The following is an 18315-nucleotide window of genomic DNA, read 5'->3' on the forward strand; positions in this document are numbered from 1 at the left end:
AACATATAGCCGAAATACAGCTCACAAGCTATCTGGACGCCAATATAGCAGCGGCTTTGTTAGGCTAAACCAATATTGAGCGGTTGAAACTCAACCACCGGATTATCAGTGAATAAGTAACGGTCATCACCGTCAAATATGGTGGCGTTAAATAACATTTGCTTGGTGTTCTCAAGATGCTGCCACATCGCTAACTTAGCCGCTTGCGGGTCTTTACGGATCAGCGCATCTAGAATTTGTTCATGATCACAACACCAGCTATTAAGACAACTTTCATCAATGTGCTCATGTAATTTGAGCCAATAAGGATTCTGCTCTCGATGCTCCCACAATTGCTCTACCATAATCAGCAATACTGAGTTTTGCGTCGCTTTGGCAATCTGAATATGAAATAGCTTATCCCACTTAGAATCACGGAGACGATCTTCTTTTAGAGCTTTGGCCTGAATTTTTTTCAGCTCAATAATATCTTGTTTGGTCACCTGAGAGGCAGCAAACTCAGCGATATTGCTCTCTAATAGCTGCCTTGCCTGCAGCAGTTCAAAAGGGCCGGAGAACAATAAGGTTTCACTTGCTTTATCGGCACTCTGGTTATTGCTTGGCATGTCCGTGGCAATCACGTGAATGCCCGAGCCCTTACGCACTTCAACAAAACCTTCAATTTCCAGCATAATGATCGCCTCACGCACCACCGTACGGCTCACTTCCATGGTTTCGCCGATCACGCGCTCCGAAGGCAAACGCTCACCAACCTTATATTTACCACTCACTAACTGCGCTTTTAAATCTGCGGCAATCTTCTGATAAAGACGTTTTATTTCAAATTCAGACATCAATTTACCCAAAATGTGCACAATGACCGATACAGCCACATTGACAAGGCTATCGTACCAAAACAGCCTGATCGCGACAATGCCTGCAGCGGTTCAAAAAAACTAAAAACCACGCTTCAGCCCATTTATTCTAAATCACCTTAAACCGACTCAAGACAGGGGGCTGAGCTTAGCCTGAGCCATCTGGCTCCAGAAAAGGGCACAAATCGAAAATCTAAAGCGAAACCCCAAATACAATCGGTCTAACCAATTAATTTTAGCTCAGTCCCCCTTAACAGAGTAAAAAAAATGCTCAAAATACTCAAAAACAACTGATAAAAAACAATGAGGGACAAGCAAGTAACTGTTTTTGCTTTAAAAAATTTAATTTACAACTTCCATAAATAATACTATTTAAGTCAATAAGGTCTAGTGTAATTTTGCTGCAAACACGATTAGTGGGATCAAACTCTCAAGATCAAACTTTCTTTATGGGATAAATTTGTTATACCAGTTGAATAGGGTGTATTTTAATAGAGTTAAAATAACCAAATTTGAGAGAACCTGTATGTCGACATTTTTAAGCGAAGATTTCTTACTGACCACAGACGTAGCTAAAGAGCTTTACCACAATGTGGCAGCACAGCAACCAATCATTGATTACCACTGTCATTTGCCCCCGACACAAATCTCTCAAGATTACCGCTTTAATAACCTCACCGACATTTGGTTACGTGGCGACCATTACAAATGGCGAGCCATGCGAACCAACGGCATTGACGAGCGCTTCATTACTGGAGACGCCAGTGACCAAGAAAAGTTTCAGGCTTGGGCGAGAACGGTGCCTCAAACCATTGGTAATCCGTTGTTTCATTGGACTCATCTAGAATTACGTCGACCTTTTGGAATTACCCAACGGATCCTCAACGCCGAAAGTGCCGAGGGCATCTGGAATGATTGTAATGCGATGCTAGCCACTCCCGAATTTTCGGCAAGAAGCATTATGCAAAAAATGAACGTTCGTATGGTGGGCACCACCGACGACCCTATTGATGATTTAGCCGCCCACAAAGCGGTTGCCGACGACAAATCCTTTCATGTAAAAATGCTCCCCAGCTGGCGCCCAGACAAAGCCTTTAATATTAATGCCGAAGATTACCTAAGTTATATCGCCACCTTAGGCGAATTAACCAATATCGAAATCTCTCGCTTTCATCAGTTATGTGACGCGCTGTTTATTCGTCTTGACCATTTTGCCGCTCACGGTTGTAGTATCGCTGACCATGCTTTAGACACGGTTGAATATGAAGAAGCAAGTGAACAAGAGCTTGATCAAATCTTAGCCAACCGCCTGAACAACAAAACCGTCTCGGCAACACAAGCAGCGCAACTCAAAACCGCAGTGCTGGTTTACCTCGGTAAAGAATACGCGCGTCGCGGCTGGGTTCAGCAATACCACATCGGAGCCCTGCGCAATAACAATCAACGCATGTTACAACTGCTTGGTCCCGATACAGGTTTTGATTCCATCAACGATGGCTTAGTGGCAGCACCATTATCAAAGTTAATGAATGCTCTCGCGCTTGAAGATGCCTTACCTAAAACCATCTTATATTGCCTCAACCCACGCGATAACGAAGTTCTGGCTACCATGTGCGGTAACTTCCAGGGCGATGGTATTGAAGGCAAGATCCAATTTGGTTCTGGGTGGTGGTTTAATGACCAAAAAGACGGCATGTTACGCCAAATGGAACAGCTCTCTCAGTTGGGCCTACTCAGTCGCTTTGTAGGCATGCTAACCGACAGCCGTAGCTTTGTTTCTTATACTCGTCATGAATATTTCCGCCGTTTGGTATGTCGCCTATTAGGCCAATGGGTTGCCGACGGCGAAGCCCCACACGACATGGCACTACTCTCAAAAATGGTTGAAGACATCAGCTTCAACAATGCTAATAAATACTTCAACTTGAATCTGGAGAAATAATGAACACCCTTAATCGCGCTCAATTTGAAGCTAAACAATACACCACCCGAGTTCTTCAGTTTGGAGAAGGTAATTTCTTGCGGGCCTTTGTTGATTGGCAATTAGATATTTTAAATCATCAAACCGATCTCGATGCTGGCGTTGCCATTGTCCGCCCCATCGATACCGATTTCCCACCGCTACTGAACCAACAAGACGGCCTTTATACCACAGTGATCCGCGGTTTGAATGAAGACAATCAAGCAGTAGAAGAAACCCGAATTATTAGTTCGGTGAATCAAGAGTTATCGGTTTACCAAAACTATGATGAATATTTGGCACTCGCCAAAGATCCCAATATTCAGTTTATCTTTTCGAATACCACTGAAGCCGGGATTGCCTATAACCAACAAGATAAATTTACCGATACGCCGGCAAGCACCTTCCCGGCGAAGCTCACCTGCTGGTTACACGCTCGTTACCTCGCGTTTTCTGGTGCAAGCGACAAGGGCTTGTTCATCATTCCTTGTGAGTTAATTGACTACAATGGCGATAAGCTAAAAGAAATAATTAATCAATACATAGAGTTATGGGATCTCGGTAGCGAATTCAGCAGCTGGGTGAATGAAGCAAATACTTTTTGCTCCACCTTGGTTGATCGCATTGTGACGGGTCATCCACGTGACGAACTAGCTAGCTTGGAACAAAAATTGGGTTATCACGACCAATTTATGGTCACCGCGGAGTACTTCCATCTGTTTGTTATCCAAGGACCACAAGCGCTAGCCGAAGCTTTAAAACTTGAAGGGCAAGCACTCAATATTAAAATTGTGGATGACATCAAACCCTATAAAGAGCGTAAGGTTGCGATTCTGAATGGGGCCCACACCGCCATGGTGCCAGTTGCCTACATGAGTGGCATCGATACGGTTGGCGAAGCAATGCAAGACCAACAATTAAGCAAGTTTGTTGAATCGCTACTCTCAGAAGAAGTGATCCCAGCCTTATCACTGGAAAAAGATGAGCTGCAAGCCTTTGCTGATGCGGTTATCAATCGCTTTAAAAATCCTTACATTCAACATCAGCTCACGTCCATCGCACTCAATAGTATGACCAAGTGGCAAACTCGCCTGCTGCCACAACTGCTGACCAACGCCGAGCGTAACGGTAAAGCGCCCAAGTTAATGAGTTTCGCTTTTGCTGCTCAGCTATTGTTCTATCGCGGGCTTCGTGACGGTCAAAGCATTCCACTCAATGACGACCAACATTGGTTAGATTTGTTTAGTGAGCAATGGCAAGCCGTTGACTCGGGGCAAAGTACACCAGCCGAACTGGTCAGCAAAGTATTAGCGAAAGAAAAAAGTTGGGGCCAAGATCTCAATCAAGTGCCTCAATTCGCGCAACAGGTGACCGCCTATTTAACGGCGATGCTAACTGCCGGAACATCAGCAGCACTCAGTAAAGAGTTGGATGGATAAAATGAAGACTTGGATCCAAATACACCCACGAGATAACGTGATTATTGCCTTGGAGCCAATGCTTAAAGGCACCGAGATCAGCATTGCTGACCAGCATGTTTATCTACAGCAAAACATCGACAAAGGCCATAAAGTTGCCATTGCAGAAATTGCGCCCAATGGGTTATTGGTAAAGTACGGTGAACCTTTTGGTCATGCGACAGAGGCGATCAATTGCGGTGAGTGGATACATAGCCATAACGCCAAAACGAACTTAAATGATAAAAGTAGTTACCAATATACACCAAGCGCAGCAGTTGAATTACTGAGCAAACCCGACCGTGAAGTACAGCTCTATCGTCGCAGCAACGGTGAAGTCGCAGTGCGCAACGAAATTTGGATTATTCCAACAGTGGGTTGTGTGAATGGCATCGCCCAGCAAATTGCCAAGCGATTTCTGGCTAAAAATGACACCTCGATGATCGATGGGGTACATGTGTTTACCCATCAATTTGGTTGCTCACAACTTGGCGATGACCATCAAACCACCAAGAAATTGTTACAAAGCATGGCCACGCACCCCAATGCGGGTGGTACTTTGGTGATTGGTCTTGGTTGTGAAAACAATCAAATCGTCCCCTTTAGGCAAGGCTTAGCAGCACACGATCCAGAACGCATCGAGTTTATGGTGGCGCAGCACAGCGACGATGAAGTGGAGCAAGGGCTGGTTCATCTGCAACGGCTGTTTGATAAAATGCAGCAGGACCGACGCGAGCCCGGCAAGCTTTCTGAAGTTCGCTTCGGCTTGGAATGTGGCGGCAGTGATGGCTTATCGGGAATTACCGCCAACCCAATGCTGGGTTTATTCTCCGACACCATGGTGGCGCATGGCGGCACCACGGTGCTGACCGAAGTTCCTGAAATGTTTGGCGCAGAAACGATTTTGATGAATCGCGCTAAAGACCAAGTGGTCTTCGATAAAATCGTTGACATGGTGAACAATTTTAAAGAGTACTACCTCAGCCACGACTTACCCGTGTACGAAAACCCATCTCCAGGTAATAAAGCTGGTGGGATCACCACCCTAGAAGATAAATCTTTGGGGTGTACTCAAAAAGCTGGCTCTAGCCAGGTGATTGACGTGATTGATTACACTGAAAAACTCAGTAAACCGGGGCTTAACCTCTTGAATGCGCCGGGTAATGACGCCATTGCCACCAGCGCCTTAGGTGCGTCGGGTTGTCATATGGTGCTCTTTACCACAGGACGAGGCACGCCTTACGGAGGCTTTGTTCCAACGGTGAAGATTGCCACTAACAGTGACTTAGCAAGCCGCAAACCGCACTGGATAGACTTTAATGCTGGGGCTCTAATCACCGACAACTTATTAATGCCAGAGCTACTCGACCGATTCTTAGATCACTTAGCCAAATTGGTGAGCGGCGAGCTCACCAAAAATGAGTACAATGATATTCGTGAGTTAGCCATCTGGAAAAACGGCGTCACTCTGTAACTGCCGCACTAAAAAGTAAACAGCACTATCACCGCTCTCGGTGATAGTGCTGACTCTCCCTCTTCAAGAGATAAGGCCCGCTAAGCGACGCCTCGACCAACATTTAAACAAAACATCACCCCGCAACCCTCATCCGCAAACTCGCTGCTATGCTTGGTAATCACTAAGGTACTCCAGATATTTATCTGAAAAATCAATTTCCAATTCTACCCAGAGCGGTAAATGGTCACTCATTTGGAAGGTTCGCCATTCCTGATAGTAGTCAAATAAAGACTCATCAGAGACCAGTACCGCTTGAAGGCTCGCTAACTTATCTTCGGCTTTTTTTAACTTTTTATTGGTGCTTGCGCAATCAACTTGCTGCTTAGCGAGCTGCAGTTTTGTCTGTATATGCTGCTTCAATAGCGGCTTATACAGGTTAAAATCACTTAAGCGAAATACACTATCGAAGAATTGGAATACCCGATCTTGACGCTCGGCTTGTTTCAATTGCAACTCGTCACGGCGCGAGATAAATGAAATTTGATCGTAAAATTTAGTCTGATCACGATTGCTGCCTTTGCGATTTTTTACGATAGTAAAACCATTCTGCTGCAAAGCATTAAATCCAGCGCTCCCATGCGCCTTGATGTTAAAGTCGCCCACCAGCACTTGGTTCAGGTCACTCACTTTCGCCTGTTTCGCCAAATACTTAGCTACCGCCGCGATCTCTTTAACCCGTCGCTCGTAGCTAGGTGAACGAGGAGAGTTACTCCCATAGAAAATGTGTACCGTTGAAAATAAAAACTTAAACCAACCCGATTGAAACTGCGCACCAAAGGGAGTTCGAGAAAATTGCCGTTTTTTATTTGAAGCATCACTAATAAGCATTTTATCGGGAAGGACTAATTCACCGGCAACCCCTTTAAAAAACACCTTGTTCTTGTCATAGATAAAGCCTAAACGCTCCTTATTACCACCGAGGCTACTATGGGTTACGTCGGTTAAAATATAACGATATTGCCGACCTAATATATCCATTAAAGCATCTAATGGTGCCAGATCCTGACACACCTCCTGCACTGCAATCACATCGAAGCGCGAGATGATTTCCGCCAGATAATACAGGGATTCTTGCAAGCGAGGCCCATAGTTAAAGCGGTCATCATCAAAATTACGAATATTCCAAGAGCCAAGGATCAACGATTCTGCAGTCTTCTTTTCAGGAAACGCCTGCTCCTTAAACTGCTGCCGTAAGCCTTGAATACCGGCCACGATTCGTTTTCGTTCTGGTTCGGGTAACTGTTTCAACGGTTTATAGTATGGCATGGCTGTCCCTCCGATTACGCAGCGACAAACACGAGCTGCGGTCTCCTCAGAGAATAGTCCAGCGCGGTTCATTATTCATTGATATAAGAATCAAAAATATTCTAGTAATCCATCTTGACTAAACTCTGATTCAAGAAAAAAGGCATCCATAGGATGCCTTTTGTATCATCGAGCGTCGCGACCCAAATTGGCAAATCGCTATTTGGTTGACTCTGGATTATCGGGACAATTGCCACTCACGTAGAGCGGCAATCCAATCCCCGGCGCAATCGGGATCAACTTCTCACCATCAGTTGCCTGCGGTCCCCAATATTTTGCTGGCAAGTTGGCTCTTAAGCCCTGCGCGAGTGGATAATCACAAAAGTCGCCACCACTGGTCGGTGCTTGCTGAGCAAACTCGGCTAAGCTACTCAGCGCTTCAAATAAGGCAATTCGGTTGAGCCAAATCTGTTTCTTCAATAATTCGGGTTGAGGTAAACCAAGATTCACCCCAATCACTGGCTTACCAGCGGCCACCGCCACCACATCAGCGCGCAGATCTTTACTAAAATTCACCGTTTCCCAGCCCGCAACCGCAACCCCCAGTTGTTGATAATGACCCGTAGCCCCAGTGCTCACATGCCCAGCATCCAATTGAAGTTGTGAAAAACGACCAACCGATCCCTGAAATACACTGGCAATTTTCGCCATCACATTAACCGCCAAGCTCTGCACCACAAATTCATGCTCACTCCCCGGTTCGGCATCGGCATAGGGGCTAAGCAAACGAAAATCATCGGCCTCATCCTCAGCTAAACAGGCCACTGTCGGCAAACTACCCAACACAGCACCCGCTTGAATGCTGCTCATGTCGAGCTGACAATCGGTTTTTTGCAAATCACCATGTAAATCAAGCACAACTTCCGGGCGAAAAGCCAACACAGCGGCGACCATTGCTTGTGTTTCTACTGGCCGGATCGGTTGTTCGAGACCCGCATAGTGGTAACGGTTCAGATCATAACCACGACCCACCACCCCCACAAAATCAGCTTCAGAATTTTCAGTGAAGGCCCCGCCCGCAGAGGGGTCAACATTCTGTCGAGTCAACGCACAATCTTTGTCTAATACCATCCCAGGCTCAGGATCAATCGCACAAGCCCGCGGATCAGGTTCCCCACCATCGGGATTAGCGCGTAATAACATCACAATATCGAGGCGCCGCAGGATTTGTTGAACACTTTGACCAAATCCCATAGCGAGCCAACGCGCCACACTTAAGGCCGCTTCTGTCGCCGCAGGTTCATTCCCATGTTGCTGAGTAATCACCATCACTCGATAGCCATTTGGATTACCTAAACGCAAGGCCATCAGCTCTCGTCCCTGAGTCGAGAATCCCACTTGATTGGGATCGGTGTTGCCGCGCCCTCCATCATTCACGGTGCAGGCCACCGCCTGACGAATACTGGGGTCTGGTAAGTCTTCGCCACAGACCTGATAATCAATGGCTAAGCCAGCCGGTAACGGAACATCAATATCGAGGATCCCATAATGATGCGCCTGACGGATCAATGGCCCAGCACGCATCGGTCGCAACGCATAGAAAGGCAGAGAAATAACTTGATGACGTAATTGCTGGTAGCTCGAAAGCCCCCATAAGCCATGCGAATGAACCCGGTGCTTCCCAAAATCGTGCGCGCTCACCGGAATACAAAGCAGTAAACTCAAAAATAGGAGCCGGTAATTAAAGTACCGTTTGATACCTGTTGTAATACATATATTCATAATTCTTCCTTGATAAATGACCAAGGGCGAACAACATTTATAGTTGATTTTGTACAAAGATAGTCAGCGTTAACACAACCACAATAACCGCTTAATAAGCTAGGCAAACATAGTTTTCACGCCCTTCGACAAACAAACTTCAAAATACCTTCGCCACAGCCTAAACGGCGTTTAGGCACTTGATGAATGAATAACAAAAATATAACTAACTGCTAATAATAGAAGCCTCAAGTATTATTACAACATTTATTAATTAGAGTTCAATCGAGTATTCATTAAGACAATCTACCGCCAACATAAGCGATCCACATTGCCAACAATCACGATAGTTCAGTTCAACTAGACGCTAACGCTCAGCGCAGGCAGCCCTTCCATAGATACCGGCTCAGGCTCAAAACGGCATCGGAGCCAATACATAAATTAGGCTTTGCTAAAGATAGCCAATTCACTTTTGTTAACCAACGCCTACACTTACTTAAAACGGCAACGCGACTCACATGATGCCAACAGCAAGTGCGCCAACCAGCGAGAATCAACAAGTCCAATGAACGTCCATTCATAACTATGAGAACGTCTATGAGCACCACACCACGACCAAAACCACAGCCCTCCCCCTGGCAACATCGATTCCGCTATTTTTCAATTTCTTTCTTCGCCATTATTATGGGTTTTACTGGCTGGAGCATCTCTTGGAAAGTATCTGCACTAAGCATATCTGATCATATCGCGATGGTATTAGGCACGATTAGCTCGGTGATGATGCTGGTGATGACGCTACTCTACTGTATTAAACTCCGCTACTTTCCTGAAGAGGTATTTGCCGAGCTAAGACATCCCGTAAAACTCAATTTCTTCCCCGCCTTCTCGATTAGCTTGCTGTTGTTGTCGGTCATTTGGAATCAATACCCCAGCTTATCTGCCAATCTATGGGTCATGGGTACCGTTACTCAATTGGGTTTGACGCTTTACATCGTCAGCAGTTGGATAAATCATTCCCATTACTGTTTGTTACACGCCAATCCGAGCTGGTTTATCCCGGTGGTGGGTAATATGTTTGTGCCAATATCGGGTAATAGCCTCGGTTACATTGAACTCAGTTGGTTCTTTTTCAGCATTGGCTTATTGTTTTGGTTGAGCTTATTAACCATTATTCTGCACCGATTATTCTTTCATGAGTCCTTATCGGAGCAATTAATGCCGATGCTATTTATTTTTCTAACACCGCCTTCAATTGCTTTTGTGGCCTACACCAGTTTAATTGACGGCCTCGATACCTTTGCCCGAATCCTCTTTTATGTGGCGCTATTTTTTGGCCTACTGCTGTTCGTCAATATTTACCGACTAATCCATTTACCCTTCTTTATGTCTTCATGGGCTTATGCTTTTCCCTTGGCCGCGTTCACCATCGCCAGCAGCAAAATGGCCCACTTAAGCCACAGTCAAGGCTTAGCGGCATTAGCACTCGGTTTACTCATCGCTTTATCACTGCTGCTATTCGCGCTGGTATTACGCACCTTAAAAGCAATCGTGAACCGTGAACTTTGCCAACCAGAACCCTAATCACGAAAAGCGATATTCACTTCATCGCAGACGCTTTGCACCTAGCTATCGGGTCATTCATCGCAAAGAAAATGCTCATAAGCTAGAGATTTAGCTTAGCTAAGCTATTTTTAGTGTATATCCATTCATGATGTTCATACGCCATCACATCTTGGCTTGGGATCAATACATGCGTCAATTATCAATATCGACCAAATTACTTTGGATCACTTCTGCACTGTTTCTGATCATTGTAAGTGTTTTATCTGCTAGCTTATGGTGGTCATTAAGCAGCAAAAATGCACAATTAGCAGCGCAGGTACAAGCGGCCCTGCAACAAGAAACCCAACAAAAACTTAGCGCCGAAGCTGGTGAGTATGGGGAACGAATTGCCGGATTTATCAATGAGGCCTACCGTATTCCATATTCCTTTAGTGGAATAATCGAAACCACGGCACAACAACCACTCAGCAGAGAAACCATCGAAACGGCGGTCGCTGCGGTGTTACAAAAAAACAGCCAAATATCCTCCATGTATGCCCAATTTGAAGCCAACGGTTACGATGGTCGAGATCGGGAGTACACTGGCAAGTTTAGCCACAGTGTCCCCGGTACAGGCACCCTGGAAATCTATTACACCCGCAACAACGATGGCAGTGTAGAACACCATCAAGTCACCGATGCGGCTCCCAAATATGTCACTACGCTGAATGAGTTTGGCCTGCGAGAAGCCGAATGGTACTTATGTGCCAAAGACAGCAAAAAACCGTGTTTAATGGAACCCTACCTCTATGAAATATCTCCCGGTAACGAGGAGCTCATGACCTCGTTAACGGTGCCCGTGATCGTCGCTCGGCAATTTAAAGGGGTGGTCGGGGTAGATTTGAATCTACCAGTGTTTCAAAAATTGATTAATGAATTATCAAATAGCCTCTACCAAGGTCAGGCCAAGGTCACTTTATTAAGTGATAAGGGTTTAGTGGTTGCGGCCAGTCATTATAATAAACTAGCCCGCCCCCTCGCGGAATCAATCGACCCAAGCCTAGCCACTCAATATCAAAATTTGGACAAAAATGGCGCCTATCTAGAAACCAACGATCACATCGTTGTCGCTTATCCTGTCAGCATCCCTATCGCCGATGCTCAGTGGTCGTTAATCATTGAAGTGGCCAAAGCCGACGCCCTGCAGGCCGCAATAGAAATGGATAAGGCCATGAATGATATGGAGACCGCCTTAGGCAGCCTGTTGCTGATTGTGGGCGGCATTGTCTCGGTCATTGCAGTTACCACCATTAGCATTGTGATCCGCTCCATTATTGCACCACTCAAGATGATCCAGAGTCGAGTTGAAAACCTCGCCAGTGCCGAGGGCGATTTGACGCAATCAATATCGGTAGCATCTCACGCCGAGTTAATCGCTCTAGGCAGTGGGATTAACGGCTTCATTACCAAACTACGCTTATTAATTAGTGAACTTAAAGATCTAGCCTCTCGCTCGCAGAACGAAAGTAAAACCGCAGCCAATATTGCCGAGCAAACCCGTGATAATGTTAATCGTCAGCATCAAGAAATTGAAAGTGTCGTGACCGCAGTTAACCAAATGAGCTCAACCGCCCTGCAAGTTGCCAAAGCCTCAGAACAAACTGCCACAGAAACCGACGCAATGACCGCCAATGTAAAAACTGGCGAAGACAGTCTTAGTCAGGCGATGAACTATGTAAACAATATGGAACAAGAGTCACAATTAGCCAGGCAGGCTGTCGCTAAAGTAGCCGATAGTAGCTCAAATATTAGTAAGATTTTGGAGGTCATCAGCGCAATTGCCGCTCAAACTAACTTACTCGCCTTAAACGCAGCGATCGAAGCCGCTAGAGCTGGAGAGCAAGGCCGCGGTTTTGCGGTGGTGGCCGATGAAGTTCGCTCTCTGGCCTCAAAAACCCAGAGCTCGACCGACGAAATCAGCAAACTGATTGATTCGCTACAACAAGAAGTCAACAGTGCGTCTAAGATCATCGAACAAGGCGCTGAAGGGGCTAAATTAGCGGTTGGACAAACCGAAATGGCGCTAGATTCACTCAATACCATCGTGAGCCAAATTGAAGAAGTCTCAAGCCAAGTCACTCATATCGCAACTGCAGCCGAACAACAAAGCGCGGTCACCGAAGAAGTAAATCGAAACATTACCAGCATCTCGGATTCCGCTTCAGACCTGGCTCGCCTTGCCGATGAAGCCCAACAAAGCAGTAGTAGCCTGGCCGATCTGGTTTCTCAGCAACATCAACAACTGAGCAAACTCAAAACCTAAATCAGCCACAATCGATGCGACCTTGGCCATCGTCGGTCATGTCGCATTGTATTGCATCTTTTCACTCACTCGATAATCACGATTCCTCAGCCCAAGCTGACTTTATACCTGCCAGCATAACTAGGACATAAGCGTTTAACCTGCATCCTTGGTAGAAAGCAAACGAACTTCTCGTTGTGGAAAAGGGATCTCAATACCAGCCTGTTGCAGCGCCTTAAACACCGCTAAGTTAGCGGCAAACTTGGTTTGATGAAATTGTGGCGTCGGCACCCAAAAGCGATAACAAATCGTAATACCACTGTCGGCAAAGGCTCCTATCCCAACTTTCATCGCGGGTTGTTGCTGTACATCTGCGATGGCCATTAAAGTCACTTCTATTAATGCAATTGCCTGCTCCGGATCACAGCCATAGGCAACTCCAACCTCGCCCTCTACTAGGCTGCTCTGATTGGTATTCTTGAGTATTTCACCCACAATATGGCGATTAGGGATAGTAATCCGTTCATCGTCCTCATTCATCAACACCGTCGTCGCCAAGTTTATTTCTTCAACGATACCGGTATACCCTTTAACGGTAATGGTATTTTTAAGCACAAAGGGACGTGTCAAAATAATCGCCAAACCGGCACCATAGTTAGATAAGGTTCCTTGTATTGCCAAACCTGCGCCAAGAGAAACGGCACCTAACGCGGCCACAAAAGGGGTAATGCTAATCCCCAACTTACCTAAGGCAATCATCACCGTGATGGCAACAAACATGATCTTCACGAGATTCGCGATAAAATGGGCGAGCGTGATATCCAAGCCCTTTAACTCAAGCGCCTTAAATAGATACTTGCCGATCCTCCCGGCCACCCAAAGACCCAGTAACAAAATAATAAGGGCGCCAACCAGCTGAAAGCTATAACGCACCAAAAAGTCGATTATGGTTTGATACACAGATTCAAGTTGGGCTAGTTCTTGGTCAATCATCGATATTCCTTACTGAGCAATCATTTAAACGAATAAGGTAACTTTACAAAGCTTAGTTGATTTGAGCGATAGCTTCGTTCCACAGAACAACAAAAACTACGTCAACGCAAAGCAGTTTATCTTTTGCAGACAATGTTGTTCCCAATAAAAACATTTTAATTGCGTTGAAAACGGCAAAGCCGAGTCAACGAAATAGTTCCCTTTCAACCTTCCATTCAAAGGCAAATGGCCAAGCCGCAACTCCACGGTTATTAACAAGCAACCAAACTCAACCCAAAGCTATTAACACACCAATAGAAAACGTGAGCAGAATCACCTATGCTCATTAAAATGCGCTAGCTTTTTAACCAATTAGCGATCTGAATCACAAAAAACAAAAACCACCCAGATAAGAAAAACGCGATATTGATCACAACAAACACTATTGACAAGCTAAACCTTGTTGGGATTTGGTTTTTCCGGTGTGTATTTTCTTTAGCTGGATCACTAAATTTTGAGGGAAATGTTACGAGATTAAGAACTAAATCACAAAAACTCCGTTATCAGCTTCGCATACACCCCAATGTGGTAGATTGGACTTGAACAAGAGACCAAACGGTTTTGACGAACCGTCCACTAGAATCTAGCAAAGCATCAAACGGAGTTTGTTATGTTATCACCAGACGCAAAGGTAAGGGTACAAAATTTTGGCCGCTTCCTCTCGAACATGGTTATGCCCAACATCGGCGCTTTCATCGCCTGGGGTGTAATTACCGCACTATTCATTCCTACAGGTTGGTTGCCAAACGAAAAATTGGCCAGCTTAGTTGGCCCGATGATCACCTATCTGCTGCCATTATTAATTGGCTATACCGGAGGTAAACTGGTCGCTGGCGAACGTGGCGCGGTGGTTGGAGCGGTGACCACTCTCGGGGTCATTGTCGGAACCGACATTCCAATGTTTATGGGAGCGATGATCGTCGGTCCAATGGGTGGCTGGGCAATCAAAAAATTTGATGACGCAGTTGAGGGCAAAGTTAAAAGCGGCTTCGAAATGCTGGTGAATAACTTCTCGGCAGGCATTATCGGTATGTTATGCGCGATCCTCGCTTATTTGATGATCGGGCCGTTTGTTAAAGTCCTATCCACTGGTTTAGCTGCTGGCGTAGGCTTTTTAGTTGATGCTGGTTTATTGCCTCTTACCTCTATTTTTGTAGAACCGGCAAAAATTCTATTCTTAAACAATGCCATTAATCACGGTATTTTCTCTCCCTTAGGGATCCAACAAGCCAGTGAAGCTGGTAAATCAATCTTCTTCTTGATTGAAGCCAATCCTGGCCCAGGTTTAGGCTTATTATTGGCTTATATGGCTTTTGGCCAAGGCAATGCAAAACAATCAGCGGCAGGGGCGTCGATCATTCATTTCTTTGGCGGCATCCATGAGATCTATTTTCCCTATGTGTTAATGAATCCTCGGCTCATTTTAGCGGTGATTGCTGGCGGCATGACTGGCGTATTTACCCTTACGCTGTTTAATGCCGGTTTAGTCTCTCCCGCTTCGCCAGGCTCCATATTTGCAGTATTATTGATGACCCCTAAAGCCTCAATAATAGGCGTACTGTGCTCGATCATTGCCTCCGCTGGCGTTTCCTTTACGGTGGCTTCGCTGCTGCTTAAAACGCAGAAAAATACTAACAATGATGACGACGACTCACTCAGTAAAGCGCATTTACAGATGCAATCGATGAAGAATGAAGCAAAAGCAAATATCACCGCCAACAAGCCCGCGGTAAACATCGACCTGTCGCAAGTTAAAAAGATTATTGTCGCTTGTGATGCCGGCATGGGCTCAAGCGCAATGGGCGCCAGCTTATTACGCAAGAAATTTGCTGCCAGCCAATTGGACGTCAGCGTAACCAACACCGCCATTAATAACCTGCCCAGCGATGTAGATATAGTGATCACTCATAAAGATTTAACTGAACGAGCAAAACAGCATGCACCAAACGCGCATCACATTTCACTAACCAACTTTCTCGATAGTGAACTTTACAATCAACTTGTCGCAAATATGGTGGCTGCCAATACCCCGACGGCCGCCAATGATGATAGCTATCTCTCACTGTCTCCAGCAGTGTCCCCGTTGGCTGCCAACGACGATATCTATGATCCAGCGACTCCTGTGTTTCAACTCAGTGCCAGCGACATTCACCTCGGTTTGCAAGCTCACACGAAACAACAAGCGATTCAATTCGCAGGTGAGCAATTGGTTAAAGCGGGATATGTTGAGCCCGATTATGTGGCTGCAATGTTTGAACGTGAAAAACTAGTCTCGACTTATTTAGGGGAGTCGATCGCCGTCCCCCATGGTACCGTTGATGCCAAAGATAAGGTGCTCAAAACAGGCATAGCACTATGCCAATACCCCCAAGGCGTTCGCTTTGGTGAAGATCCGGATGATGTTGCGCGCTTGGTGATTGCTATCGCCGCAAAAAATGACGAGCACATCCAAGTGATTACCGCTATCACCAACGCACTTGATGATCCCAATGCGATTGAACAACTGGCAAACACCCAAGACGTTCAAGATGTATTAACACTATTAGCTGGCAAATCAGCCGCTTAAACGATCATCATCAAGCCGAACCAGGTTCGGCTTAAACGCTATTTTTAGAGGTAATCAATATGAAAGCAGTACATTTTGGCGCAGGAAATATCGGTCGAGGATTTATTGGTAAAGTCTTGGCCGATGCCGATGTCAACGTTACCTTCGCCGACGTCAACAAACCCCTAGTCGACCAACTCAGCCACCAGCAATCCTATAATGTAAAGGTTGTTGGTAGCGACAGTCACATTGAAAAAGTCACTCGGATCAACGCCGTTAATTCAAATAGCGCAGCCTTGATCGAACAAATGACCTACACCGACTTAGTCACCACTGCTGTGGGGCCAGCTATTTTAGATAAAATTGCGCAAACTATCGCTCAAGGGATCGAAGCAAGATTTAAGGCAGACAACCTCAAACCACTCAATATTATCGCTTGTGAGAACATGGTTCGAGGTACCACCCACTTAAAACAAGAAGTGTTTAAATACCTAGCGGCCAGCTATCACGACTTGGCCGAAGACAAGATAGGTTTTGTTGATTCCGCGGTTGACCGAATCGTACCACCGGCGGATGCGGCCAATGATGACCCGCTCGATGTCACCGTAGAAACCTTTAGTGAATGGATTGTCGATGAAACCCAGTTTAAGGGCGATATTCCCAGTATTGAAGGCATGGAAACCACCGCAAACTTGATGGCATTTGTAGAGCGTAAATTATTTACCTTAAATACCGGACACATTATCACTGCCTATCTAGGCGCTCTTGCGGGTTATAAGACCGTCCGAGAAGCCATCGAAGATCCCGACATTCGCCAGCAAGTCAAGGCAGCGATGCAACAAAGCGGAGCGGTATTAATTCGTCGCTATGGCTTTGATAGCCAACTTCACCAATCTTACATTGATAAAATCATCGAGCGTTTTGCTAATCCCTTTTTAGTCGATGATATCGAACGAGTCGGCCGCCAACCAATCCGTAAACTGGGCGCGAACGATCGCCTACTCAAACCGCTACTCGGAACTCTGGAATATAACCTAGACAATCAGTATTTAGTCAAAGGGATTGCCGCGGCGCTGTTTTACAACAACCCTGCAGACCCTCAAGCTCTGGAGTTACAGGACTATTTAAAACAACATGGGGTACGTGCTTGCTTGATAAAATACACCGGCTTAGGAGAAAATGATGCAATACTCGATAACATCGAAACCACTTATCTAGCACTGCAAAAGCAATATGTTTAGGAGGCATTAATCTTGGTGATTATTTTGGCCGCCAAGGGTGGTTTATTGAAGCAAAGTATATCCGATGAAATTTCTTTGTCGGGACAGGCAACGTCAATGAACCACAACCCCAGCCCGAAGGGTTCGGCTAAAATTCTTTTAAGACTTTTCTTTGACTGGAAAATTAGCCAGTATTTGCCGCTGAAACGAGGTCTTACACGATTCGCCAGCATTAAGATGCTGTTATGTCTAATAAATAGACAACAAAGGTCCACAGCCTCGCGGCCATATCATCCATTACTGAATGAGTGAATACGACAAAACTATGGATAAATACCAGCAAGAATTAGACAATATTGAGCAACTGAGTGAGGCTGTAACTCCGCGCAGCTTTTTCATTAGCTCAGTAGATATTTTTGAAGCAAGTATTGAAGACTTAGTGCAACGCGTGTTTCGTAAAGATGACCACGCCGTTAAGTATGCCGTTGAACCACTATTAAATAATAGTGGTCCCTTAGGCGAACTGGATGTTCGCCTAAAACTACTGTACGCCTTAGGAATTATCTCTCAGGATATCTATCAAGATATCGATAAATTTATTCAACTTAGAAATTTTCTAAATCAAGAGGCTAGTGAGTATCATTTCACCGATAGTGAAATTATAGAGCCAATTAAGACCTTGCACGAAGTCAAAAACATGGGCGTGGTCCAGCTAGATATCGCGCCTCCGGCAGACGATGCCGAATTAAGCTTCTACCGCATGCAAATAGCCAGACAAGAGCAAGTGGTCCGCTCAACCTTAAGCTTAGTTGTCGCCGCCATTTGCCGTGCCCTTCATGCGGATAACCCCTTACTATAACCCTTTGCTCCGCCTCGGCTAC

At 45.6% G+C, this 18315-nt stretch carries 12 protein-coding genes; 8 read left to right on the top strand and 4 right to left on the bottom strand.

Annotated elements, in window-relative coordinates; genetic code table 11:
* Positions 1-59: 59 nt before the first annotated feature.
* A complete protein-coding gene (gene exuR, locus ACRRSY_RS22370; protein WP_432455357.1) occupies positions 60-833 on the bottom strand; it encodes a transcriptional regulator ExuR in 774 nt (257 codons plus the stop codon).
* A gap of 547 nt (positions 834-1380) precedes the next feature.
* Between exuR and uxaC the strand changes: the two genes are divergently transcribed.
* From uxaC to ACRRSY_RS22385, 3 genes are read left to right on the top strand one after another with little or no spacing between them, the layout of a single operon-like run.
* The gene (gene uxaC, locus ACRRSY_RS22375) at positions 1381-2796 is read left to right on the top strand and encodes a glucuronate isomerase (protein WP_432455355.1); all 1416 of its coding nucleotides are present in this window, start codon (positions 1381-1383) and stop codon (positions 2794-2796) included.
* On the top strand, positions 2796-4253 hold the full coding sequence (locus ACRRSY_RS22380; protein ID WP_432455354.1) for a tagaturonate reductase: 1458 nt from the start codon (positions 2796-2798) through the stop codon (positions 4251-4253). Before uxaC ends, ACRRSY_RS22380 begins: the two co-directional genes overlap by 1 nt.
* Positions 4246-5745, top strand: coding sequence for a UxaA family hydrolase (locus ACRRSY_RS22385; RefSeq protein ID WP_432460501.1), 1500 nt, complete (start codon positions 4246-4248; stop codon positions 5743-5745). The genes ACRRSY_RS22380 and ACRRSY_RS22385 overlap by 8 nt, the downstream gene beginning before the upstream one ends.
* A gap of 147 nt (positions 5746-5892) precedes the next feature.
* Here ACRRSY_RS22385 and ACRRSY_RS22390 read toward each other — a convergent pair whose 3' ends face one another.
* Together ACRRSY_RS22390 and ACRRSY_RS22395 are read right to left on the bottom strand one after the other, a co-directional pair.
* Positions 5893-7053, bottom strand: coding sequence for an endonuclease/exonuclease/phosphatase family protein (locus ACRRSY_RS22390; RefSeq protein WP_432460502.1), 1161 nt, complete (start codon positions 7051-7053; stop codon positions 5893-5895).
* Positions 7054-7251: 198 nt separating this feature from the next.
* Positions 7252-8814 (bottom strand): M14 family zinc carboxypeptidase, encoded by a 1563-nt coding sequence (locus ACRRSY_RS22395; RefSeq protein WP_432460503.1) that lies wholly within the window; start codon positions 8812-8814, stop codon positions 7252-7254.
* Positions 8815-9390: 576 nt separating this feature from the next.
* Here ACRRSY_RS22395 and ACRRSY_RS22400 point away from each other — a divergent pair.
* A complete protein-coding gene (locus tag ACRRSY_RS22400; RefSeq protein ID WP_432460504.1) occupies positions 9391-10374 on the top strand; it encodes an SLAC1 anion channel family protein in 984 nt (327 codons plus the stop codon).
* A gap of 169 nt (positions 10375-10543) precedes the next feature.
* Entirely contained in the window at positions 10544-12658 is a 2115-nt protein-coding gene (locus tag ACRRSY_RS22405; RefSeq protein WP_432464060.1) for a methyl-accepting chemotaxis protein, read from the top strand.
* A 135-nt stretch (positions 12659-12793) separates the two neighbouring features.
* On the opposite strand, the gene ACRRSY_RS22410 is transcribed toward ACRRSY_RS22405, so the two are convergent.
* Positions 12794-13630, bottom strand: a complete 837-nt coding sequence (locus ACRRSY_RS22410; RefSeq protein ID WP_432464061.1) for a mechanosensitive ion channel family protein — start codon at positions 13628-13630, stop codon at positions 12794-12796.
* 649 nt (positions 13631-14279) lie between these two features.
* On the opposite strand from ACRRSY_RS22410, the gene ACRRSY_RS22415 reads away from it, so the two are divergent.
* The 3 genes from ACRRSY_RS22415 (at position 14280) to ACRRSY_RS22425 (ending at position 18293) form a co-directional block, all read left to right on the top strand.
* Positions 14280-16235: a PTS mannitol transporter subunit IICBA gene (locus ACRRSY_RS22415; protein ID WP_432464062.1), complete on the top strand. Its 1956-nt coding sequence runs from the start codon at positions 14280-14282 to the stop codon at positions 16233-16235.
* A gap of 59 nt (positions 16236-16294) precedes the next feature.
* Positions 16295-17455: a mannitol-1-phosphate 5-dehydrogenase gene (locus ACRRSY_RS22420; protein ID WP_432455346.1), complete on the top strand. Its 1161-nt coding sequence runs from the start codon at positions 16295-16297 to the stop codon at positions 17453-17455.
* 304 nt (positions 17456-17759) lie between these two features.
* Positions 17760-18293 carry an MltR family transcriptional regulator gene (locus ACRRSY_RS22425; RefSeq protein ID WP_432455345.1) on the top strand — a complete coding sequence of 178 codons (534 nt, stop codon included), beginning with the start codon at positions 17760-17762 and terminating at the stop codon, positions 18291-18293.
* The last annotated feature ends 22 nt before the right edge of the window (positions 18294-18315 follow it).

This window comes from Agarivorans sp. QJM3NY_33, assembly GCF_050870865.2.
In the GTDB taxonomy this organism is placed as follows: domain Bacteria; phylum Pseudomonadota; class Gammaproteobacteria; order Enterobacterales; family Celerinatantimonadaceae; genus Agarivorans.

Bases quoted from the DNA above. Each gene is read 5' to 3' on its own strand.
- ACRRSY_RS22385 (WP_432460501.1), top strand. From the start codon at position 4,246: ATGGATAAAATGAAGACTTGGATCCAAATACACCCACGAGATAACGTG.
- ACRRSY_RS22400 (WP_432460504.1), top strand. From the start codon at position 9,391: ATGAGCACCACACCACGACCAAAACCACAGCCCTCCCCCTGGCAACAT.
- ACRRSY_RS22420 (WP_432455346.1), top strand. From the start codon at position 16,295: ATGAAAGCAGTACATTTTGGCGCAGGAAATATCGGTCGAGGATTTATT.
- ACRRSY_RS22405 (WP_432464060.1), top strand. From the start codon at position 10,544: ATGCGTCAATTATCAATATCGACCAAATTACTTTGGATCACTTCTGCA.
- ACRRSY_RS22395 (WP_432460503.1), bottom strand. From the start codon at position 8,814: ATGAATATATGTATTACAACAGGTATCAAACGGTACTTTAATTACCGG.
- ACRRSY_RS22390 (WP_432460502.1), bottom strand. From the start codon at position 7,053: ATGCCATACTATAAACCGTTGAAACAGTTACCCGAACCAGAACGAAAA.
- ACRRSY_RS22415 (WP_432464062.1), top strand. From the start codon at position 14,280: ATGTTATCACCAGACGCAAAGGTAAGGGTACAAAATTTTGGCCGCTTC.
- ACRRSY_RS22425 (WP_432455345.1), top strand. From the start codon at position 17,760: ATGGATAAATACCAGCAAGAATTAGACAATATTGAGCAACTGAGTGAG.
- uxaC (WP_432455355.1), top strand. From the start codon at position 1,381: ATGTCGACATTTTTAAGCGAAGATTTCTTACTGACCACAGACGTAGCT.
- exuR (WP_432455357.1), bottom strand. From the start codon at position 833: ATGTCTGAATTTGAAATAAAACGTCTTTATCAGAAGATTGCCGCAGAT.
- ACRRSY_RS22410 (WP_432464061.1), bottom strand. From the start codon at position 13,630: ATGATTGACCAAGAACTAGCCCAACTTGAATCTGTGTATCAAACCATA.
- ACRRSY_RS22380 (WP_432455354.1), top strand. From the start codon at position 2,796: ATGAACACCCTTAATCGCGCTCAATTTGAAGCTAAACAATACACCACC.